Genomic DNA, 21076 nt, shown 5'->3' on the forward strand with positions numbered 1-21076 from the left:
TCTACCGCACTCGAGGATTGACCAATGATCGATGCTGCCGTCTACAAACAAGTCATGGGCTCGTTCCCGTCCGGCGTTACCGTCATCACCACGCTGGATGACGACGGCCAGATCGTCGGTCTGACCGCCAGCGCCTTCAGCTCGCTGTCGATGGACCCGGCCCTGGTGCTGTTCTGCCCCAACTACAGTTCCGATTCCTACCCTGTCCTGATCAAGAACAAAAGCTTTGCCATTCACGTCCTGTCCGGCGGTCAGCAAAGCGAAGCCTACGCGTTCGCCCGCAAAGGCAAGGACAAGGCGCAGGGCATAGAGTGGACGCTGAGCGAACTGGGCAACCCGATCCTGGCCAACGCGACAGCTATCATCGAATGTGAGCTGTGGCGCGAATACGAAGGCGGCGACCACGCGATCATGGTCGGCGCGGTGAAGAACCTCATCGTCCCTCAGCAGGACGCCGGCCCGCTGGTGTACTGCCACGGCAAGATGGGCGCCCTGCCCGCCTTCGCCTGATCCGCACGATTGCATTTAAACAGGCCGGCAAGCGACCGGCCGACCACAAGAGATTCGAGGTAGCGTCATGAAATTTTCCCTGTTCGTACACATGGAGCGCTGGGACGAAAGCGTCAGCCACCGTCAACTGTTCGAAGACCTGACCGAACTGACGTTGATGGCCGAGGCCGGTGGTTTCAGCACCGTGTGGATCGGCGAACACCACGCGATGGAATACACCATCTCGCCGAGCCCGATGCCGCTGCTGGCCTACCTCGCGGCCAAGACCACCATCATTCACCTGGGCGCCGGCACCATCATCGCGCCGTTCTGGCATCCGCTGCGGGTCGCCGGTGAATGCGCGTTGCTCGACGTGATCAGCAACGGCCGAATGGAAGTCGGCCTGGCACGTGGCGCCTACCAGGTGGAATTCGACCGCATGGCCGGCGGCATGCCCGCCTCCAGCGGTGGACAGGCACTGCGGGAAATGGTCCCGGTGGTGCGCGCCCTGTGGCAAGGCGACTACGCCCACAACGGCGACATCTGGAAATTCCCCACCTCCACCAGCGTGCCGAAACCTATCCAGAAGCCGAACCCGCCGATGTGGATCGCCGCCCGCGACCCGGACTCGCACAACTTCGCCGTTGCCAACGGTTGCAACGTGATGGTCACGCCGCTGATGAAGGGCGACGAAGAAGTCCTCGATCTGAAGAACAAGTTCCAGACTGCGCTGGACAACAACCCCGATGTGCCGCGTCCACAATTGATGGTGCTGCGTCATACCCACGTGCACTCGGCGGATGACCCGGAAGGCTGGAAGGTGGGCGCGAAAGCCATCTCACGTTTCTATCGCACGTTCGATGCGTGGTTCGGCAACAAGGAAGTGCCGGTAAACGGCTTCCTGGCACCGAGCCCGGAAGAGAAGTTTGCCGGGCGTCCGGAGTTTGAACTGGAGAGCCTGCACAAGACGGCGATGATCGGCACGCCGGAAGAGATCATTCCGCGGATCAAGTACTACCAGGAACTGGGGGTGGATGAGTTCAGCTTCTGGTGCGACAACAGCTTGCCGCATGCGCAGAAGAAGAAGTCGCTGGAGTTGTTTATCAAGCATGTGGTGCCGGCGTTTCGTTAAATACGCTAAGCGACCCTGAATGTAGAAGCGCCCCGAATAGAACGTCGGGGCGCTTTTTTTCGTCTGACACAGGTGTCAGTACGCAGTCGAAGTTGTCTCGATATCTTCCGGCGCCAAATGGCGTCCATCGGCCGACAGTAACTCCAGCTTCCTGATCGGCTTTCGCTTTTGCGCATCCACCATCACCGACCCCGCCTCGCCCGGCTCGAACATGAACTCCCCACCCCACTGCGACAACGCGACGATCACGGTTTGCAACGCCCGGCCCTTTTCAGTCAGCACGTACTCCTTGTAGGCGCTGCCGTCGGACGCCGGCACCAGACGCAGGATGCCCCGCTCCACCAGCCCTTTGAGCCGCATGCTCAACATGTTCTTGGCGATTTCCAGGCTCTTCTCGAAATCGCTGAAACGACTGATGCCTTCCAGCGCGTCGCGGATGATCAGCAACGACCACCAGTCGCCGATCAGGTCCAGCGTCCGGGCAACCGGGCAGATGTTGCCCTCCAGGCTTTTACGTTTCATTCAGCGCTCTCTAGCAAAACGGTCATCAAATCGTGGTTGCATCTTACAACTCTGGCGCCCGCGAGCGTCTACGCTGATCGGCTGGCGAAACTTAGCACCTGCGTACAAGTAGACCAGACGCTTAACCGCGATAGTCAGCGATGCCATCCCGGCAACCACACACGCCCCGACATAAGGAGTTTTCATGAGCACCTTCACGACCCAAGACGGCACCGAGATCTATTTCAAGGACTGGGGCAGCGGCAAGCCCGTGCTGTTCAGCCACGGCTGGCCGCTGGACGCCGACATGTGGGAATACCAGATGGAATACCTGAGCAGCCGCGGCTACCGCACCATCGCCTTCGACCGTCGTGGATTCGGGCGCTCCGAGCAGCCTTGGACCGGCTACGACTACGACACCTTCGCCGATGACATCGCGCAACTGATCGAACACCTCGACCTGCGTGACGTGACCCTGGTCGGCTTCTCCATGGGCGGTGGCGATGTCAGCCGCTACATCGCGCGCCACGGCAGCGAGCGCGTTGCCGGGCTGGTGTTGCTGGGCGCGGTGACCCCGCTGTTCGGCAAGAAACCGGACTTCGCCGAGGGCGTCGACAAGTCGGTATTCGACGGGATCAAGGCGGGTCTTTTGAAGGATCGCGCGCAGTTCATCGCAGACTTCAACACGCCGTTCTATGGCCTCGATAAAGGTCAGAAAGTTTCGGACGGCGTGCTGACACAAACCCTGAATATTGCGCTGCTGGCCTCGCTCAAAGGCACCGTGGATTGCGTCACCGCGTTCTCGGAAACCGACTTCCGCCCTGACATGGCGAAAATCGATGTACCGACCCTGGTGATCCATGGCGACGGCGACGTCATCGTGCCGTTCGAAACCACCGGCAAACGCGCCGCCGAGCAAATCAAGGGTGCCGAGCTGAAGGTTTATGCCGGTGCGCCGCACGGGTTTGCCGTGACGCATGCGCAGGCACTGAACGAAGACCTGCTGGCTTTCCTCAATCGTTGAGTTCGATGTAAATCAAGCGCCAACTGAAAAGGGCCGTCGACACACCTGTCGACGGCCCTTTTTTTCGTTGTCCCGGATTCCGGCTCCAGGGCGAACCCCTTTGTTTACGGGGCTTTCAGGCCTCTGCATCACGTTTTTATCTTCACATGCCAGCTTAATAATATTTTACCGATAACCACCCCCTCCCTAGTCTGATCCCAAGCACAGAGAACAGGTCGACAGCGACCTGAATCCAACGGCCTCGTGAGAAGGGATCAGAGATGACCACTGAAATAATAAAAACAGACACGCTTGTTGTCGGCGCCGGTCAAGCGGGTGTGGCCATGAGTGAACACCTGAGCAAACTCGGTGTGCCGCACCTCGTTCTGGAGCGCAACCGCATTGCCGAACGCTGGCGCACCGGGCGCTGGGACTCGCTGGTGGCCAACGGTCCGGCGTGGCACGACCGGTTTCCGGGGATGGAATTCGATGACGTCGATCCGGACGGTTTCGCCCACAAGGAACGTGTCGCCGATTACTTCGAAGCCTATGCGAAGAAATTCAACGCGCCGATCCGCACCGGTGTCGATGTGAAAAGCGTGGTGCGCAATGTCGGGCGTCCGGGCTTCACTGTCGAGACCTCCGAGGGCGTGATCGAAGCCGCCCGCGTCGTCGCCGCCACCGGCCCGTTCCAGCGTCCGGTGATCCCGGCGATTGCGCCGAAAGATGAGCGTCTGCTGCAGATTCACTCGGCCGACTATCGCAACCCGCAACAACTGCCGGCCGGCGCGGTGCTGGTGGTCGGCGCCGGTTCGTCGGGCGTGCAGATCGCCGACGAATTGCAGCGCTCGGGCAAGCAGGTTTACCTCTCGGTCGGCGCCCATGACCGCCCTCCTCGCGCTTACCGCAACCGTGATTTCTGCTGGTGGCTGGGTGTGCTCGGCGAATGGGATCAAGCCGCGATGAAACCCGGCCGCGAGCACGTGACCATCGCCGTCAGCGGCGCCCACGGTGGCCGCACCATCGACTTCCGTGGCCTGGCCCATCGCGGCATGACCCTGGTTGGCGTCACCGAATCGTTCAGCGACGGCGTGGTGACCTTCAAACAGGACCTGCGCGACAACCTCAAACGTGGCGACGAGAACTACCTTGCGCTGCTGGATGCCGCCGACGCCTATATCGAACGCAACGGCCTCGACCTGCCGCTGGAACCGGAAGCCCGCGAGACGTATCCGGACCCTGAATGCGTAAAAAACCCGCTGACCGATCTCGATCTGGCCGCCGCCGGTATCACCTCGATCATCTGGGCCACCGGGTTTGCCGTGGACTATTCGTGGCTGAAAGTCGCCGCTTTCGACGACAACGGCAAGCCGCAACATCAGCGCGGTGTGTCCAGCGAATCGGGCGTGTATTTCCTCGGTTTGCCGTGGCAGTCGCGGCGCGGGTCGTCGTTCATCTGGGGCGTTTGGCACGACGCCAAGCACGTGGCCGATCACATCGCCACCCAGCGCAAATACCTGGCTTATCGCGATGCCGAACAACGCGAAGCCGCGCTGCACAACCACGCTGTCGACACCGTCGACGCTTGATTTCCCTCTTCAGTACTGGCGCCTGTCGCGCCGGGTTCGATTTCGTCAGGAGCCTCACATGAGTCAGCCAACCCACACCCGCATCCGTATGTTCAACACCAAGGACACCTACCCGAACCAGACCCTGGACAACGACCTGTGCCAGGCTGTGCGCGCCGGCAACACCGTGTATGTGCGTGGTCAGGTCGGGACCAATTTCGATGGCGAACTGGTCGGCCTCGGCGACCCGCGCGCGCAGACCGAACAGGCGATGCGCAACGTCAAGCAATTGCTCGAAGAGGCCGGCAGCGACCTGAGCCATATCGTCAAGACCACCACTTACCTGATCGACCCGCGCTACCGCGAGCCGGTGTATCAGGAAGTCGGCAAATGGCTGAAAGGCGTGTTCCCGATCTCCACCGGGCTGGTGGTGTCGGCCTTGGGTCAGCCGCAATGGCTGATGGAGATTGATGTGGTTGCGGTGATCCCCGAGTAATTCGACCTTAGCGAAAGGAGGCCACACATGACATTTTCCATCGCCACCCGTTGCCCCGAAACCGGTCAGTTCGGCATCGCCATCAGTTCCTCCAGCATCGCCGTCGGCGCACGCTGCCCGTGGCTGTTGCCGGGGGTCGGCGCGGTGTCGAGCCAGAACATCACCCTGCCGTCCCTCGGCCCGGAAGTGCTTGCCCTGATGGAACAAGGCCTGGCACCCGAGGCTGCACTGGACAAGGTGCTGACCCGCAACGGCTACAGCCAGTACCGGCAGATCACGGCGATCAACCACCTCGGCCAGACCGCGCATTTCAGCGGCGCGCAGACCCTCGGCGTGCACAACGCCGTGTCGGGCGAGCAATGCGTGGCGGCGGGCAACATGCTCGCCGGGCGCTCGGTGATCGAAGCCATGGTCAGCGCGTTCGAAGAAGGCGAAGGTCAATTGGCCGATCGCCTGATCAAGGCCTTGCACGCCGCCCAGGCCTTGGGCGGTGAAGCGGGCCCGGTGCATTCGGCGGCCGTGGTCGTGGTCGGCGAGCTGACCTGGCCCATCGTCAACCTGCGGGTGGACTGGGCCGATGAAGACCCGATCGGGCAATTGCAGAAACTCTGGGACGCCTATCGCCCACAGCTTCAGGACTACATCGACCGCGCCCTCGATCCGGCAAAGGCGCCGGGCTACGGGGTTGCCGGAGACGACCGATGAGCAACAGCGTCGCGTTGCTCAAGACGCTGGTGGGGTTCGATACCACCAGCCGCGAGTCCAACCTGCAATTGATCGAGTTCGTGCGCAACTACCTCGAAGGTTTCGATGTGCCGTGCGAGTTGATTTACAACGATGAGCGCAGCAAGGCCAATCTGTTCGCCACGATCGGCCCGGCCAATCAGCCGGGCATCGTGCTGTCGGGGCACACCGATGTGGTGCCGGTCGATGGCCAGCCGTGGACGCTGCCGCCGTTCGAACTCAGCGAGCGCGACGGCAAGCTTTACGGGCGAGGCACGGCGGACATGAAGGGCTACATCGCCTGCGTGCTCGCGTTGGTGCCGTCGCTGATCGAAGCACCGTTGCGCATCCCGGTGCACATTGCCCTGTCCTACGACGAAGAAGTCGGCTGCCTCGGCGTGCGCTCGTTGCTCAAGGTGCTGGAGCAACGTCCGGTCAAACCGCTGCTTTGCATCATCGGCGAGCCGACCGAACTCAAACCGGTGCTCGGGCACAAGGGCAAACTGGCGATGCGCTGCGATGTCCAGGGTCACGCCTGTCACTCGGCTTACGCGCCACTTGGGGTCAACGCCATCGAATGCGCCGCCGAGCTGATCGGCGAGCTGGGACGCATCGGTCGACAGCTCAAGGATGAACACCTCGACCCGCGTTTCGACCCGCCGTATTCCACGGTGCAAACCGGCGTGATCAGCGGTGGCAAGGCGTTGAACATCGTCCCCGCCGATTGCCGTTTCGACTTCGAAATCCGTGCCCTGCCCTCGCAGGATCCGGCGCTTGTTGCGCAGCAACTCAAGGCCTACGCCGAGCAGCAAATGCTACCGCGCATGCGGGCCGTCAGCGAGCAAAGCGATATCCGGTTCAGTGAATTGTCGGCCTATCCGGGGCTCGCAACCGATGCCAGGAGCAAGGCTGCGGAACTGATCGCCACGTTCTGTGGCTCGGACGATTTCGGCACCGTGGCCTTTGGCACTGAAGGCGGATTGTTCGATGAGGTGGGGATTCCCACGGTGGTGTGCGGGCCCGGGAGTATGGATCAGGGGCACAAGCCGGACGAGTTTGTCAGCCTCGATCAGCTCACGGCCTGCGATGAGATGCTGCAACGGATGCTGGCGTCGATTCGTCTTTGAAAGAACGCCTGGCTGCTGGATTGAAATCCGCAGCCAAGCCGCCGGTTCACCGACAGACAGCTGCTCCGATGGAGGTCAGCTGCGTTGTCGTTCACCGGGCTGAAACACCCGAAACAGAGCGTTTTCAGCTGACCGGAGAGCCTCGTTTTTTTAACGCCTGAAGCAACAAAACTACTAATTTATCTCTGCCCTTTCCTTGCCCATGATCACCCCAACAAGAAATGCGCCGTCCGTGCCGGCGCTCACTGAAGTACGTCCACGTACTCGTCCTTGCCTTGGAGTTCGTCATGACCACCTCTGCATCAACGTCTGCACCGCTCATTGAAAAACACACGATCGGCTACGTGCCGCCCGAAGATCGCCACGGAAAGGTTCGGGATCTGTTCACCCTCTGGTTCGGCGGCAATATCGCGCCGTTGCCCATCGTCACCGGCGCTCTCGGCGTGCAACTGTTTCACCTGAATCTGGTGTGGGGCATCGTCGCCATTCTGGTCGGCCATCTGGTCGGCGGTGTGCTGATGGCGCTGCACTCGGCGCAAGGCCCGCAGATGGGCATTCCGCAGATGATCCAGAGCCGCGCGCAATTCGGCTCCCTCGGCGCGCTGCTGGTGGTGTTGATTGCCGGCGTCATGTACATCGGCTTCTTCGCCTCCAACATCGTGCTGGCCGGCAAGTCCCTGCATGGCGTGGTCGACAGCGTTCCAGTGCCCGTCGGCATCGTCATCGGTGCGCTGGGTTCGGGGATCATCGGGATCATCGGTTACCGCTTCATCCACGTGCTCAACCGCATCGGCACCTGGGTGCTGGGGATCGGCATCGTGATCGGTTTCGGCTACATTCTCACCCACATCCAGACCGATGATTTCCTCACGCGCGGCAGCTTCAACCTCTCGGGATGGCTGGCAACGGTGTCGCTGGCGGCGCTGTGGCAGATCGCGTTCGCGCCTTACGTGTCGGACTACTCGCGTTACTTGCCGGCGAACGTGCCGGTGGCGGCGACCTTCTGGACGACCTATCTGGGATCGGCGCTGGGCTCGAGCCTGTCGTTCGTATTCGGCGCCGTCGCCGTGCTGGCAACCCCGGTGGGCATGGACACCATGGACGCGGTGAAACTCGCCACCGGCGCCATCGGCCCGCTGATGCTCGTGCTGTTTCTGCTCAGCGTCATCAGCCACAACGCCCTCAACCTGTACGGCGCGGTGCTGTCGCTGATCACGCTGGTGCAGACCTTTGCCTACCGCTGGATTCCAACTGCCAAGAGCCGCGCAGTGATTTCGATCATCGTCCTGCTGGCCTGCTGCTTCGCTGCGGTCGGCGCCTCGGCGGACTTCATCGGCCACTTCGTCGACATGGTGCTGGTGCTGCTGGTGGTACTGGTGCCGTGGACCGCGATCAACCTGATCGACTTCTACGCCATCCACAAAGGCCAGTACGACATCGGCTCGATCTTCCAGGTCGACGGCGGCATCTACGGCCGTTACAACCCGCAGGCCTTGCTGGCCTATGCGATCGGTATCGCGGTGCAGATTCCATTCATGAACACGCCGCTGTACGTCGGGCCGGTGTCGGCGCACATCAACGGCGCGGACCTGTCGTGGCTGGTTGGCTTGCTGGTGACCTCGCCGCTGTATTTCTGGCTGGCGACCCGTGACAGTGCTTATCGTCGGCGGCTGACCTCCGAGAAACTGGCGGGCAGTCTCTGAGATTGACTCGATGCACCAACAAGGCCCGCCGTTCGCGGGCCTTCTGCTTTGCGTTGTGCTATTTCTTTACGCCCGACGACAACCGGAGATGGAAATCCAATGCTGCGAATTCTGGGCAAAGCCTCATCGATCAATGTGCGCAAAGTGCTGTGGACCTGTGCTGAACTGAATCTTCCCTTCGAACGCGAAGACTGGGGCTCAGGTTTTCAATCAACGTTGACGCCGCAGTTTCTCGCACTCAATCCCTGCGCGATGGTGCCGGTGATTCAGGACGATGACTTCACGCTGTGGGAATCGAACTCGATCATTCGCTACCTGGCGTCGCGCTACGGCGGCGAGCAACTTTACCCGAGCGAGGCGCGTGCCCGCGCGCGGGTGGATCAATGGATCGACTGGCAGGCTTCGGAGCTGAACAAGTCGTGGTCGTACGCGTTCCTTTCGCTGGTGCGCAAGTCACCCGCGCATCAGGACAGCGTTGCTCTTGCGGCCGGTTGCCGGGAGTGGGCAAGGCACATGGAGATCCTCGACCGGCAGCTGCAAAAAACCGGCGCCTATGTCAGCGGCGAGCAGTTTTCCCTCGCCGACATCCCTATCGGCCTGTCGGTCAATCGCTGGTTCGAGACGCCGCTGGAGCATCCGCACCTGCCCGCAGTGAGCGCTTATTACGAACGCCTGAGCCAACACCCCGCTTACCGATTGCACGGACGAAATGGCACGCCGTGATTTCAGTCATTTGTTTTTGAACGCCTCACGCCGCGCCTGTCGTTCCGCGGCGTACGCCTCTTGCGGCTGGCTGATCAAATCCTCACGGCGCAACACTTCACCGCAGTGATCGCACATCGGTCCGAGGCCGGCGCTGTGGTTGCAGTTCTTGTGGGTCATGTTCACCGCCAGCCCCTCCTCCGGCGATTTGCACCAGGTTTCTCCCCAGGCGCGCAGCGCGATCACCACCGGGTAAAACGCCTCACCCTTTGCGGTGAGGTGGTACTCGTAGCGTTTCGGCCGCTCGTTGTACAAGCGGCGCTCGACCAGACCGTCCGCTTCCAGGCTTTTCAGACGGGCGGCGACCATCTGCGGCGTGCCGCCGGTCTGCGCCAGGATCTCGTCATAGCGATGGCTGCCCATGAACAATTCGCGCAAAACCAGCACCGTCCAGCGGTCGCCGACGATCGCCTCGGCCCGGGAAATCGGGCACAAGGTCTCAGGAAGACTATCGTTTACAGCCATCAGGGCTTGCCTCTTACACAGTTACTATGATTATCATATCAACACGATGCGGGAACAAGCCCTGAGCATCGATCACTCTCATTGCCGGAGTACATCGTCATGTCGAAACCTCTTTATCCGCTCGACAGAACCGCCTACCTGCTGGTCGATCCGTACAACGATTTTCTCTCCGAGGGCGGCAAGATCTTTCCGCTGCTCAAACCGATGGCCGAGCAGAACGGACTGCTCGACAACCTGCGCAAACTCGATCACGCCGTGCGGGCCCTGCCGATTCCGGTGGTCATCGTACCGCATCATCGCTGGGTCAAAGGCGACTACGAGAACTGGGATCACCCAACCCCTACCCAACAAAAGATCATGCACATGCACCACTTTGCACGCGGCGAATGGGGCGGTGAATGGCACCCGGATTTCGCACCGAAGGACGGCGACATCGTGGTTCAGGAACACTGGGGCTCCAGCGGTTTCGCCAACACCGACCTGGATTTTCGCCTGAAACAGCAAGGCATCACCCACGTGATCATCGTCGGCCTGCTGGCTAACACCTGCATCGAAGCCACCGCCCGTTACGCGTCGGAACTCGGCTATCACGTCACGCTGGTGCGCGATGCGACCGCCGCGTTCAAAGAGGAAATGATGCACGCCGCCCACGAACTCAACGGCCCGACCTTCGCTCATGTCATCACCACCACGGACGAACTGATCGCCACTCTTCAGTCGCAAGGTGAAGCGAAATGAGTCTGACTGGCCACCTGCTGATCGGCGCCGCTGACGTCCCCGCTACCGAGGGCACGATGAAGGCGCTGAATCCGGCAACCAACACGCTGATCGAGCCGGAATTCGCCTTCGGTGGTACGGCCCAGGTCGATCAGGCGGCTACCCTCGCCGACGCGGCATTCGACACCTACAGCCACACCTCGCTGGCCGAACGTGCGGCGTTTCTCGAAAGCATCGCCGACAACCTCGACGCCGTCCGTGAGGAACTGGCCGCCCGCGCTGCCCTGGAAACCGGTCTGCCTCAGGCTCAACTGGAAGGCGAAGCCACCAAAGCTGCGACCCAGTTTCGCCAGTTCGCCGAGGTGGTGCGCAAGGGGCGCTTCCTGCAGCTGGCAATCGACCCGGCACAGCCGGAGCGTCAGCCGCGACCCCGAATGGATCATCGCCTGCAGAAAATCGCCATCGGCCCGGTGGCAATCTTCGGTGCGAGCAATTTTCCGATCTCCTATTCGGTGGCCGGCGGCGACACTGCGTCGGCACTCGCGGCCGGGGCGACGGTGATTCTCAAGGCCCATAACGCGCATCCCGGTACATCGGAAATTCAGGCGCGCGCCATCCGCAAAGCGGTGCAGTCGCATGGCTTGCATGAAGGCGTTTTCTCCATGGTGCGCGGTGGTGGTAACGCCATCGGTGAAGCGCTGGTCGATCATCCCTTGATTAAAGCAGTAACGTTCACGGGTTCAGAGGTGGGCGGCATGGCGCTTTATCGTCGCGCTCAATCACGGCCTGATCCGATCCCGGTGTTTACCGAAATGACCAGCGTCAACCCGACCTTCATTTTGCCCGCCGCGCTGGCCGCGCGTGGCGGTGAGATCGGCGATGGCTTTGTCGAGCGGATGCTGGTGAATGTCGGCCAAGCCTGCCTGTGTCCATCGATCCTGATCGCGGTCGAGGGCGAAGGTCTGCAAGCGTTGCGCAGCGCGATGATCAAGCGGGTCAGCGAAGCGTCGGCGCGTACGATGCTGACGCCGGGGATTCACGGTTCATACGTCAAGGGGCTGGTGGCAATGGAAAGCGTGGGGGCGAATCTGGTGGCGGTTGGCGCGCCGTCGGATGGCCAGTTTGAGGGCCGCTCGGCGTTGCTGGAAGTCAGTGGCCAGCACTTTCTCAACGAAACCGCACTGGCCCATGAAGTGTTCGGCCCGGCTGCACTGCTGGTGACGGTCAGCGATGAGGAAGAACTGCTGGCAGTTGCCCGCTCGTTCAAGGGCCAACTGAGCGCAGCCATTCACCTTGAAGACCGCGATCTGGATCTGGCCCGGCGTCTGCTGCCGATCCTCGAGCGCCGCACCGGACGCATCGTGGTCAACGCCTTCGCCCACCCGCAGGAAGTGACCTTCGCCACCGTACACGGCGGGCCGTTCCCGGCCACTTCGGACAGCCGCTTCACCTCGGTCGGCATGACCTCGATCGAGCGTTTTTTGCGGCCGGTGGCGTATCAGGGCTTTCCGGATGCGTTGTTGCCGGAGGTGTTGCGCGACGCCAATCCACTCGACCTGCCCCGCAGCATCGACGGCCAATGAAAAATGCCCGGTTCGGCGAATCACCGAACCGGGCACGCTTTTCAATCAAATGAGCAGGTCTTCATGGAGAAGACCCGAACCCAGAGCGTCAATTCTCTTCTGCACGCACCACACCGCGCTCCTCCAGCAAACGCACAAACATACTCAGACTGCGCGAAACCGTGCCCCGCCGCCATACCAGCCACGTCGTCAGATAGCGGAAATCCGACGCCAGCGGCCAGACGCTCACCGTCGCGCAGCCGGGCATGCTCTGCAGCATGCTGCGCGGCATCAAAGCCAGGCCGGCGCCCGCACTGACGCAGGCGAGCATGCCGTGATAGGACTCCATTTCGAAGATCTTGCCCGGTACCGCAGCGTCGGTGCTGAACCATTTTTCGAAGTGATGGCGATAGGAGCAGTTCGAGCGAAATGCATAGATGTTCTCGCCATTCACATCCGCAGCGCGCTGGATCGGCCCGTGATGAAGTGGCGAGATGATGACCATTTCCTCTTCGAACGCCGGAATGCCTTCCAGCGCCGGGTGCAAAACCGGGCCGTCGACGAACGCGGCCGCCAGGCGCCCGGAGAGCACACCGTCGATCATCGTCCCGGACGGACCGGTCGACAGGTCCAGATCGACCTTCGGATGTTGCTGGTTGTAGGTCGCCAGCAAACCGGGAATCCGCACCGCCGCCGTACTTTCCAGCGACCCCAGCGGGAAAGCGCCTTGCGGTTCCTCGCCGGCCACCGTGGCGCGGGCTTCCTGTACCAGGTCGAGAATGCGTCGCGCGTACTCGAGAAAACTCCAGCCCGCCGGTGACAGGCGCAAGCGGCTTTTCTCACGGATGAACAGGTCGACGCCCAGGTCCTCCTCCAACTGCTTGATGCGCGTCGTCAGGTTCGACGGCACGCGATGGATCTGCGCCGCCGCCGCACTGATGCTGCCGTGCTCGGCAACGGCCTTGAAGATTTCAAGTTGCACCAGATCCATCATCATTCTCCAATCGTGAAAGAAACGCTCTTTATTATTCAGTTTCCAGAAACCAAACACCACCCTACTCTGAGCGCATCCACTGACCTCGCAGGACGATGCCATGAGCCCGATTTCCAGCCAGACCCACGCCATCTCGATCAATCCCGCCACCGGCGAGCAGATCGGTCACTACGCTTTCGAATCCGCCGAAGCTCTCGACGCCGCGCTGACCCGCGCCGCATTCGGCTTCAACAAGTGGAAACGCAAGCCACTGCAAGACCGCTCCCGCGCCCTGACAGCGTTGGCCGGCGCGCTGCGTGACAGCAGCGAAGCCATGGCGACCATGATCACCCAGGAAATGGGCAAGCCGATCGCCCAGGCCCGTGGCGAAATCGAGAAATGCGCCAAGCTCTGCGAGTGGTACGCCGAACACGGCCCGGCCATGCTCAACGCCGAAGCGACGCTGGTCGAAGGCGGCAAGGCGCGCATTGAGTACCGTCCGCTCGGCCCGATCCTCGCCGTGATGCCGTGGAACTTCCCGATCTGGCAAGTGCTGCGCGGCGCCGTCCCGGCACTGATCGCCGGCAATACCTACGTGCTCAAGCATGCGCCGAACGTGATGGGCAGCGCCTATCTGTTGCGCGACGCCTTCACCCGCGCCGGTTTTGCCGATGGCGTGTTCGAAGTGATCAACGTCACCCCGGAAGGTGTTTCGACCGCCATTGCCGATTCGCGCATTGCCGCCGTAACGCTGACCGGCAGCGTCCGCGCCGGCATGGCCATCGGTGCACAGGCCGGTGCGGCGCTGAAGAAATGCGTACTGGAACTGGGCGGTTCCGATCCGTTTATCGTGCTCAATGACGCCGATATCGACGAAGCCGTGCAAGCGGCGGTGATCGGTCGTTACCAGAACTCAGGGCAAGTTTGCGCCGCCGCCAAACGCCTGATCATCGAAGAAGGCGTGGTCGAAGAATTCACCCGCAAATTCGTCGAAGCCACCCGTCAGTTGAAGATGGGCGATCCATTGTCCGCCGACAACTACATCGGCCCGATGGCCCGTTTCGACCTGCGTGACGAGCTCGATCAACAAGTGCGCGACACCCTCGAAGAAGGCGCCACCCTGCTGCTCGGCGGCGGCAAAGTAGAGGGTTCGGGCAACTATTACGAGCCGACCGTACTGGCCGACGTCACCGACCGCATGACTTCGTTCAAGCAGGAACTGTTCGGCCCGGTGGCCTCGATCATCACCGCTCGGGATTGCGCTCACGCCGTGGCCCTGGCCAACGACAGCGAGTTCGGCCTGACCGCCACGATCTACACCGCCAACGTCGCCCTGGCCCAGCAATTGACCAGCGAACTGGAAACCGGCGGCGTGTTCATCAACGGTTACTCCGCCAGCGACCCGCGCGTGACCTTCGGCGGCGTGAAGAAAAGCGGTTTCGGCCGCGAGCTGTCGCACTTCGGCGTGCGCGAGTTCTGCAACGCGCAGACGATATGGCTGGATCGCCGTTGATCCGGTCGATCCGATAAACCCTGGGAGAGCGGGCTTGCCCGCGAAGAGGGAGTGTCAGTCTCCGTTTAAGGTGCCTGACACTCCGCCTTCGCGGGCAAGCCCGCTCCCACAGGTCTTGTTTCAGTCCTTGAAATCCGTGGACAGCGCCAGCTCATTCCACTCGGCCAACTCCTGCGCCACCAAGCGGTTCTTCGCCTCGATCCGTGCAACCGTGTCGCTGCCTAGCGCCAGCCGCTGCGGCGGGTTCGGTGCGTTGACCAGCGCCAGCATCGCTTCAACAAACTTCAGCGGATCGCCAGGTTGCGCATGGTTGGCAGCTTCGGCAAAGGTGCGCATCTTGCCAACGGTTTCGTCGTAGTCCGGCAGCACCAGCGCGGTCTTGAGCAGCGACTGCTCGTCGAGGAAGTCGGTGCGGAAGAAGCCCGGTTCGACCACCGTGGCATGAATGCCCAGCGGCGCCAGTTCCTGATGCAGCGCTTCGCTGATGCCTTCCACTGCGAACTTGGTCGAGCCGTAAACACCCCAGCCCACGTAGGCCTGATAACCGCCAATCGACGAGATGTTGATGACCCGTCCGCTGCGCTGGGCGCGCATGTGTGGCAGCACGGCGCGGGTGACGTTCAGCAGGCCGAACACGTTGGTGGCGAACAGGCGCTCGGTTTCGCTGGCGCTGGTTTCTTCGACGGCGCCCAACACGCCAAAGCCGGCATTGTTGATCAGCACGTCGATGCGGCCGAAGCGCTTGATGCCCTGTGCCACCGCTTGGTGGGCTTCTTCTTCGCGGGTGACATCCAACCGCACCGCCAGCAGATTCGGGTGATCGCCGAGGCGGTCGGTGATGTCTTGCGGGTTGCGGGCGGTGGCAATCACCGCGTCACCGGCACGCAGGGCCTGTTCGGCGATAAGGATGCCAAAACCACGGGAAGCTCCGGTAATCAGCCAGGTACGCATATCAACTCCTCCTGTCGGTGACCCTGGCGAGATTGCCGGGCCTTCTTGATGAGTTGAGTCGACTTTAAAGCCGTGCTACTGATGTGATAATCCCAGCAAATTTGCATGACTTTGTGAAAGGTGTTCACAAATGAAAAACCCGTCCACGGCGGATCTGTCGATCTTTCTTTGCATCGCCCAGCACCTGAATTTCAGCCGTGCAGCGGTGGATCTGGGCCTGACACCGTCGGCGCTGAGCCATTCGTTGCGCGCTCTGGAAAATCGCCTGGGCGTGCGTCTGTTCAATCGCACCACTCGCAGTGTGGCGCTGACCGAAGCGGGCGAGCGGTTATATGCGCGGCTGAAACCGGCGTTTCGCGACATCGACGACGCGCTCGAAGACCTCAATCACTTTCGCGACAAACCTTCCGGCAACCTGCGCATCACTGCGGGGCGCCAGGCCTGCGAACTGGTCCTGCTACCGATTGCCGGGGCGTTCCTTCAGGCCTATCCGGACATCCGCCTGGAAGTGGTCGAAAGCGATGCGCTGCTGGATATCGTCGCCGCCGGTTTTGATGCCGGGGTGCGGTTCGGCAATCGGCTGGAGGCGGACATGGTGTCGCTGCCGATCGGCCCGACCTTGCGCTCGGTGGTGGTCGCTTCACCGGCGTTTCTGGAACGGCACGCCGCGCCGCAAAAACCGGAGGATCTGCACACCCTGCCCTGCATCCGTCACCGCTTTCCCAGCGGCGCGCTGTATCGCTGGGAATTCGAACGCGGTGGCATCGATCAGGAAATCGAAGTCAACGGCCCGCTGACCCTGGGCGATGTCAGCCTGATGGTCGGCCCGGCGTTGCAAGGTCTGGGACTGGCCTATGTGTTCGAAGACATGGTCAGCGAGCACCTCGCGGCCGGGCGTCTGGTGCAGGTCTTGGCGGACTGGTGCCCGTACTATCCGGGTCTGCACCTGTATTACCCGAGCCGGCGCCATGTGCCGGCGCCGCTCAAGGCGTTTATCGACTTCGCCCGCCATGCCCGCGATGGCAAAACGGGCTGAGCCGTTTTACAGATACTTCAGCCAGGCGATGTCGCGACGCCGGGCCTTCAATGCCGAAAACCAGCGCACGGCCGGGAACAACGCGACCGCCAGCACCATCGCCGCCAGCCACACCGAAACCACCGACGAGAAACCGAAATACATGCCCTGATTAAGCCCGAACAGCGCCACACCGATCAGGTACAACACCTTCAGCGCATACAGGTGCAGCAGGTAAAAAAACATCGGTGCCGAACCGAACACCGTCAGCCAGCGAATCCAGCGTCGATCCTGTGCGCGTTCGAACACCAGCAACAGCAACAGTCCGACACTCACAGTCAATGTGATGAACAACAGCGACGGCGGGTATTTGGTGATGTTGAAAAAACTCATCAGGGTTTGCACACCGCTGTCACCGAAGGCCCAGGGTTTCTCGCCGTAACCGTTGACCAGCCGCAGGGCCACGAACCCCAGCAGCCCGGCGATGCCACCGATCAACAAACGGCGCTGACGCACCCCGGCATCGGCCGCACGAGCGAACCACGGCCCCAGCGCGTAACCCAACCCGATCACGCCGATCCACGGCAACAACGGGTACGAGGTGCGCAGACGCAAAGTCTCGCTGGCCTCGATCCAGCCCCGGTCATGCAGGATCGCCCACGGTATGTGCAGCGCCGACTCCGCTGCGAAGTGCAGTCCGTCGAGCAGATTGTGCCCGGCGATGATCGCCAGGCTCAGCGTCAACAACAGACAGCGTGGCAGCCAGACCAGCAGCGACAGCGCGATCATGCTCAGGCCGATCGCCCAGATCACTTGCAGGTAGATCACAGTCGGTGGCAGCTGGAACGTCCAGGCAAAATTCACCAGGGTGAATTCGAGCGCCACCAGAAACAAACCGCGCTTGAACAGAAAGGCACTGACGTCAGCCTTGCCGGCGTACTTTTCCCCGAACAACCACGCCGATAAGCCGGTCAGCAGCACGAACACCGGCGCGCACAGATGCGCCAGGGTGCGACTGAAGAACAGCGCCGGTTCCGTGCTGGCGATGTCCATCGGGTCGGTGACCTGACGATGCAGCAGAAAGGTTTCGCGCACGTGGTCGAGCAACATGAACAGAATCACCAGGCCACGCAGCGCATCAATGGACAGCAACCGGCCAGTGGCCGAGGGGGCAGAACGGGGAACCGCAATCGTCATGGAGGTATCGCAATCGAAAGGTTGATCGATGCGGCCGCCCGAAAGCGGCCGTAAAATTTGCGTTACCTTATAACATGAAAAACCAATCTAATCGCTAGCGGTTCTCAAACAGCCTTCACGCGGTGCGCAGGGTTTCCAGCACGACCTGCAACGGATGACGCAACTGTTGATCGGCCTGGCGCTTGACCTGGCTGCGGCAGGAATAGCCGGTGGCCAGTGCTTCGCCCTTCTCCAACGGAGCCTCGATCTGCTTCGCCCAGGATTGCTCGTAGATCACCGCCGAGGTCTCGCGATTACGCGCTTCGTGCCCGTAAGTGCCGGACATGCCGCAGCAACCGGTGGCCTGAGTCGCGAGATTCAGGCCAACACGCTCGAACACCTGCTCCCATTGCCGAGTGGCGGCCGGAGCGTTGGTTTTTTCGGTGCAGTGCGCCAGCAGGCGGAAGGTTTCGTCGCGGCGCGTTCCGACTTGCTCCGGCATGATCTTGAGCAGCCACTCCTGCACCAGCGCCACCTCCGGGCATTGCTCCATTCCCGGGACTTTCAGATATTCCTGGCGATAGACCAGGGTCATGGCCGGGTCGAGCCCTACCAACGGCACACCGATCTCGGCCAGCGCGCGCAATTGCCCGGCATTGCGCAACGCCGCGCGGTTGAACGCCGAGAGGAAACCCTGCACATGCAGCGGCTTGCCGTTGGCATTGAACGGTGCCAGGTAGACCTGATAGCCGAGACGCGAAATCAGCTCGATCAGATCCGCCAGCAACGGCGCCTCGAAATACCGGGTGAAGGCGTCCTGCACCAGCACCACGCTGCGTTCGCGCTGGGCTGCAGTCAGCGCCGACAACACCTCGACCGACGCTGGCTGAACCTGCCAGCGACGCATCGCCGCGTGGAAATCGAAACGGCTGAGCAATGGCACATCGACCATGCCGCCAAGACGTTCGATCAAGCGACGGCTGAACGAGGCGCCCATCAAGCCGTTATAGAGAAACGGAATCCGCGCCATGTACGGAATCGTGTACTCCAGCGAAGCAATCAGATAATCCCGCGCCGGCCGCAGATAACGGGTGTGGTACAGCTCAAGGAACCGCGAACGGAAGTCCGGCACGTTGACCTTCACCGGGCACTGCCCCGCGCAGGACTTGCACGCCAGGCACCCGGCCATGGCGTCGTACACCTCGTGGGAGAAGTCCTGTTCCTGCGCACGGCTGTTACGCCAGCGCTGCAGCAACGTGCTGAAAAACGGCGGACGGCGACTGGCATCGGCCAACACGTCGACCCCTGCCTCGCCCTGCAACCGCAGCCATTCGCGAATCAGCGAAGCGCGGCCCTTGGGCGATTGCGCACGCTGGCGGGTGGCTTTCCACGATGGGCACATGGCGTCGTCGGGATCGAAGTTGTAGCAGGCGCCGTTGCCGTTGCAGTGCATCGCTGCGCCGTAGTCCTGCCAGACCTTCTCGTCGATCTGCCGATCAAGTTCGCCGCGCAGGGTGACTTCGTCGATTTTCAGCAATGCCGCGCCGGGAATATTCGGCGTGGCTATCTTGCCGGGATTGAACTGGTTGAACGGATCGAACGCCGCCTTCAGGGCCTGCAGCGCCGGGTACAAGTCGCCGAAGAAGGCCGGCGCATATTCCGAGCGCAGGCCCTTGCCGTGTTCGCCCCACAGCAGGCCGCCGTAACGCTGGGTCAGCGCGGCGACGCCGTCCGAAACGGGACGCACCAGTGCGGCTTGCTGTGGGTCTTTCATGTCGAGAATCGGCCGTACGTGCAGCACGCCGGCATCGACGTGACCAAACATGCCGTACTGCAACTGGTGGCTGTCGAGCAGGTCGCGCAGTTCGGCGATGTACTCGGCCAGGTGCTGCGGCGGCACGGCGGTGTCTTCGACGAACGGCTGCGGCCGCGCTTCACCGGCGACGTTGCCGAGCAAACCCACCGCGCGTTTGCGCATGCCGTAGACGCGATTCACCGCCGCATGCCCGACGGCCAGCGTGTGGCCCAGGCGCTCGACCGTGGCGTCGTTGCCCAAGTGCTGGACGAAGGCTTCGACCCGGCGTTGCAGCTCCTCGGGATCGTCGCCGCAGAACTCCACCAGGTTGATCCCCAGCGTCGGCCGCTCGGCGCTTTCCGGAAAGTACTCGGCGACGCCGTGCCAGACGATGTCCTGCATCGCCAGCAACAGCACTTTGGAGTCGACGGTTTCAATCGACAGCGGCTTGAGCGCCATCAGCGCACGGGCATCGCGCAAGGCATCCATGAAGCCGGCGTAGCGAATGTTCACCAGCATCGTGTGCTTGGGGATCGGCAACACGTTGAGTTTGGCCTCGACCACAAACCCCAGCGAACCCTCGGCGCCGCACAGCACGCTGTTGAGGTTGAAACGGTTGTCGGCCTCGCGCAGGTGCGCCAGGTCGTAGCCGGTCAGGCAGCGATTGAGATCGGGGAAGGTTTCCCGGATCAGCTCGCCCTGCTCATCAATGATCTGCCGCGCGCAGCGATACACTTCGCCGGCCCGACCCTCGCGAGCACACTCCGCTGTCAGCTCGCTTTCTTCCAGCGGGCGACCGTGCAAGCGCTCGCCACCGCGCAGGACCATGTGCAGTTCCAGCACGTGGTCGCGGGTCTTGCCGTAGGTGCAACTGCCCTGGCCGCTGGCGTCGGTGTTGATCATGCCGCCGACCGTAGCGCGGTTGGAGGTCGACAGTTCCGGGGCGAAAAACAGCCCGGCGGATTTCAGGGCGGCGTTCAGTTGATCCTTCACTACGCCGGCCTGCACCCTTACCCAACGCTGTTCAACGTTGATTTCGAGAATGCGGTTCATGTGCCGCGACAGGTCGACGACGATACCGTCGGTCAATGACTGGCCGTTGGTGCCCGTGCCGCCACCGCGAGGGGTGATCACCACTTTCTGGTAGGCCGGTTCGGCGATCAGGCGTGCCAGCAGCGCCACGTCGTCGGCGTCACGCGGGAATACCGCCGCCTGCGGCAAGCGTTGATAGATCGAGTTGTCGGTGGCCAGCACCACGCGGCTGGCGTAGTCGGCACTGATTTCGCCGCGAAAACCGCTGGTTTCAAGGGCTTTGAGAAACTGCTGGTAGTCGGTGTTCAACGTGGTGGAAGGCGACAGCTGAGCAATCATCGGAAGTGCAATCTCGGTCAAAAACGGGCCGTGT

19 protein-coding genes are annotated in these 21076 nt (G+C 62.0%); 13 read left to right on the plus strand and 6 right to left on the minus strand.

Going from position 1 to position 21076, the window contains the following annotated elements; genetic code table 11:
* Positions 1-24: 24 nt before the first annotated feature.
* On the plus strand, positions 25-510 hold the full coding sequence (locus L6D74_RS09870; protein ID WP_236188936.1) for a flavin reductase family protein: 486 nt from the start codon (positions 25-27) through the stop codon (positions 508-510).
* A 67-nt stretch (positions 511-577) separates the two neighbouring features.
* Positions 578-1621 (plus strand): LLM class flavin-dependent oxidoreductase, encoded by a 1044-nt coding sequence (locus L6D74_RS09875; protein ID WP_236188937.1) that lies wholly within the window; start codon positions 578-580, stop codon positions 1619-1621.
* Positions 1622-1696: 75 nt separating this feature from the next.
* Here the strand turns inward: L6D74_RS09875 and L6D74_RS09880 are convergent, their stop codons facing one another.
* The gene (locus L6D74_RS09880; RefSeq protein ID WP_085648415.1) at positions 1697-2143 is read right to left on the minus strand and encodes a winged helix-turn-helix transcriptional regulator; all 447 of its coding nucleotides are present in this window, start codon (positions 2141-2143) and stop codon (positions 1697-1699) included.
* A gap of 184 nt (positions 2144-2327) precedes the next feature.
* On the opposite strand from L6D74_RS09880, the gene L6D74_RS09885 reads away from it, so the two are divergent.
* From L6D74_RS09885 to L6D74_RS09915, 7 genes are all read left to right on the plus strand, one after another.
* Entirely contained in the window at positions 2328-3146 is an 819-nt protein-coding gene (locus tag L6D74_RS09885) for an alpha/beta fold hydrolase (RefSeq protein ID WP_064597308.1), read from the plus strand.
* A gap of 260 nt (positions 3147-3406) precedes the next feature.
* On the plus strand, positions 3407-4714 hold the full coding sequence (locus L6D74_RS09890) for a flavin-containing monooxygenase (protein WP_064597310.1): 1308 nt from the start codon (positions 3407-3409) through the stop codon (positions 4712-4714).
* A 58-nt stretch (positions 4715-4772) separates the two neighbouring features.
* Entirely contained in the window at positions 4773-5189 is a 417-nt protein-coding gene (locus tag L6D74_RS09895; RefSeq protein WP_007950460.1) for a RidA family protein, read from the plus strand.
* Between the two features lie 27 nt (positions 5190-5216).
* Positions 5217-5894: a DUF1028 domain-containing protein gene (locus L6D74_RS09900; RefSeq protein WP_236188938.1), complete on the plus strand. Its 678-nt coding sequence runs from the start codon at positions 5217-5219 to the stop codon at positions 5892-5894.
* Positions 5891-7039, plus strand: coding sequence for an acetylornithine deacetylase (gene argE / locus L6D74_RS09905; RefSeq protein WP_236188942.1), 1149 nt, complete (start codon positions 5891-5893; stop codon positions 7037-7039). The genes L6D74_RS09900 and argE overlap by 4 nt, the downstream gene beginning before the upstream one ends.
* Before the next feature lie 287 nt (positions 7040-7326).
* Positions 7327-8742, plus strand: a complete 1416-nt coding sequence (locus L6D74_RS09910) for a purine-cytosine permease family protein (RefSeq protein ID WP_236188943.1) — start codon at positions 7327-7329, stop codon at positions 8740-8742.
* 99 nt (positions 8743-8841) lie between these two features.
* Entirely contained in the window at positions 8842-9465 is a 624-nt protein-coding gene (locus L6D74_RS09915; protein WP_085610573.1) for a glutathione S-transferase family protein, read from the plus strand.
* Between the two features lie 6 nt (positions 9466-9471).
* On the opposite strand, the gene L6D74_RS09920 is transcribed toward L6D74_RS09915, so the two are convergent.
* The gene (locus L6D74_RS09920) at positions 9472-9969 is read right to left on the minus strand and encodes a winged helix-turn-helix transcriptional regulator (protein ID WP_085648408.1); all 498 of its coding nucleotides are present in this window, start codon (positions 9967-9969) and stop codon (positions 9472-9474) included.
* A gap of 99 nt (positions 9970-10068) precedes the next feature.
* Here L6D74_RS09920 and L6D74_RS09925 point away from each other — a divergent pair, with 99 nt between their 5' ends.
* Together L6D74_RS09925 and L6D74_RS09930 are read left to right on the plus strand one after the other, a co-directional pair.
* On the plus strand, positions 10069-10707 hold the full coding sequence (locus L6D74_RS09925) for a cysteine hydrolase family protein (RefSeq protein WP_221397545.1): 639 nt from the start codon (positions 10069-10071) through the stop codon (positions 10705-10707).
* Positions 10704-12269: an aldehyde dehydrogenase (NADP(+)) gene (locus L6D74_RS09930; protein ID WP_236188944.1), complete on the plus strand. Its 1566-nt coding sequence runs from the start codon at positions 10704-10706 to the stop codon at positions 12267-12269. The genes L6D74_RS09925 and L6D74_RS09930 overlap by 4 nt, the downstream gene beginning before the upstream one ends.
* An 88-nt stretch (positions 12270-12357) precedes the next feature.
* On the opposite strand, the gene ptrR is transcribed toward L6D74_RS09930, so the two are convergent.
* Complete coding sequence (ptrR, locus tag L6D74_RS09935; RefSeq protein WP_007950470.1) at positions 12358-13239, minus strand: putrescine utilization regulator PtrR; 882 nt, start codon at positions 13237-13239, stop codon at positions 12358-12360.
* A 103-nt stretch (positions 13240-13342) separates the two neighbouring features.
* Between ptrR and L6D74_RS09940 the strand changes: the two genes are divergently transcribed.
* Entirely contained in the window at positions 13343-14734 is a 1392-nt protein-coding gene (locus L6D74_RS09940) for an aldehyde dehydrogenase family protein (RefSeq protein WP_236188948.1), read from the plus strand.
* A 120-nt stretch (positions 14735-14854) separates the two neighbouring features.
* Here L6D74_RS09940 and L6D74_RS09945 read toward each other — a convergent pair whose 3' ends face one another.
* A complete protein-coding gene (locus L6D74_RS09945) occupies positions 14855-15685 on the minus strand; it encodes an oxidoreductase (protein WP_236188950.1) in 831 nt (276 codons plus the stop codon).
* A 130-nt stretch (positions 15686-15815) separates the two neighbouring features.
* On the opposite strand from L6D74_RS09945, the gene L6D74_RS09950 reads away from it, so the two are divergent.
* Positions 15816-16721 (plus strand): LysR family transcriptional regulator, encoded by a 906-nt coding sequence (locus L6D74_RS09950; protein WP_085648403.1) that lies wholly within the window; start codon positions 15816-15818, stop codon positions 16719-16721.
* 6 nt (positions 16722-16727) lie between these two features.
* Here the strand turns inward: L6D74_RS09950 and L6D74_RS09955 are convergent, their stop codons facing one another.
* Both L6D74_RS09955 and ydiJ read right to left on the minus strand, forming a co-directional pair.
* On the minus strand, positions 16728-17897 hold the full coding sequence (locus L6D74_RS09955; RefSeq protein ID WP_236188952.1) for an acetyltransferase domain-containing protein: 1170 nt from the start codon (positions 17895-17897) through the stop codon (positions 16728-16730).
* Positions 17898-18012: 115 nt separating this feature from the next.
* On the minus strand, positions 18013-21042 hold the full coding sequence (gene ydiJ, locus L6D74_RS09960) for a D-2-hydroxyglutarate dehydrogenase YdiJ (RefSeq protein WP_236188953.1): 3030 nt from the start codon (positions 21040-21042) through the stop codon (positions 18013-18015).
* Positions 21043-21076: the final 34 nt, after the last annotated feature.

It is taken from the genome of Pseudomonas pharyngis (assembly GCF_021602345.1).
GTDB lineage: Bacteria > Pseudomonadota > Gammaproteobacteria > Pseudomonadales > Pseudomonadaceae > Aquipseudomonas > Aquipseudomonas pharyngis.

Excerpts from the sequence above, each read along its gene's own strand:
- L6D74_RS09950 (WP_085648403.1), top strand. The coding sequence starts at position 15,816 with ATGAAAAACCCGTCCACGGCGGATCTGTCGATCTTTCTTTGCATCGCC.
- L6D74_RS09900 (WP_236188938.1), top strand. The coding sequence starts at position 5,217 with ATGACATTTTCCATCGCCACCCGTTGCCCCGAAACCGGTCAGTTCGGC.
- L6D74_RS09875 (WP_236188937.1), top strand. The coding sequence starts at position 578 with ATGAAATTTTCCCTGTTCGTACACATGGAGCGCTGGGACGAAAGCGTC.
- L6D74_RS09890 (WP_064597310.1), top strand. The coding sequence starts at position 3,407 with ATGACCACTGAAATAATAAAAACAGACACGCTTGTTGTCGGCGCCGGT.
- L6D74_RS09925 (WP_221397545.1), top strand. The coding sequence starts at position 10,069 with ATGTCGAAACCTCTTTATCCGCTCGACAGAACCGCCTACCTGCTGGTC.
- argE (WP_236188942.1), top strand. The coding sequence starts at position 5,891 with ATGAGCAACAGCGTCGCGTTGCTCAAGACGCTGGTGGGGTTCGATACC.
- L6D74_RS09885 (WP_064597308.1), top strand. The coding sequence starts at position 2,328 with ATGAGCACCTTCACGACCCAAGACGGCACCGAGATCTATTTCAAGGAC.
- L6D74_RS09940 (WP_236188948.1), top strand. The coding sequence starts at position 13,343 with ATGAGCCCGATTTCCAGCCAGACCCACGCCATCTCGATCAATCCCGCC.
- ptrR (WP_007950470.1), bottom strand. The coding sequence starts at position 13,239 with ATGGATCTGGTGCAACTTGAAATCTTCAAGGCCGTTGCCGAGCACGGC.
- L6D74_RS09915 (WP_085610573.1), top strand. The coding sequence starts at position 8,842 with ATGCTGCGAATTCTGGGCAAAGCCTCATCGATCAATGTGCGCAAAGTG.
- L6D74_RS09930 (WP_236188944.1), top strand. The coding sequence starts at position 10,704 with ATGAGTCTGACTGGCCACCTGCTGATCGGCGCCGCTGACGTCCCCGCT.
- L6D74_RS09910 (WP_236188943.1), top strand. The coding sequence starts at position 7,327 with ATGACCACCTCTGCATCAACGTCTGCACCGCTCATTGAAAAACACACG.
- L6D74_RS09895 (WP_007950460.1), top strand. The coding sequence starts at position 4,773 with ATGAGTCAGCCAACCCACACCCGCATCCGTATGTTCAACACCAAGGAC.
- L6D74_RS09945 (WP_236188950.1), bottom strand. The coding sequence starts at position 15,685 with ATGCGTACCTGGCTGATTACCGGAGCTTCCCGTGGTTTTGGCATCCTT.
- L6D74_RS09870 (WP_236188936.1), top strand. The coding sequence starts at position 25 with ATGATCGATGCTGCCGTCTACAAACAAGTCATGGGCTCGTTCCCGTCC.
- L6D74_RS09920 (WP_085648408.1), bottom strand. The coding sequence starts at position 9,969 with ATGGCTGTAAACGATAGTCTTCCTGAGACCTTGTGCCCGATTTCCCGG.
- L6D74_RS09880 (WP_085648415.1), bottom strand. The coding sequence starts at position 2,143 with ATGAAACGTAAAAGCCTGGAGGGCAACATCTGCCCGGTTGCCCGGACG.
- L6D74_RS09955 (WP_236188952.1), bottom strand. The coding sequence starts at position 17,897 with ATGACGATTGCGGTTCCCCGTTCTGCCCCCTCGGCCACTGGCCGGTTG.
- ydiJ (WP_236188953.1), bottom strand. The coding sequence starts at position 21,042 with ATGATTGCTCAGCTGTCGCCTTCCACCACGTTGAACACCGACTACCAG.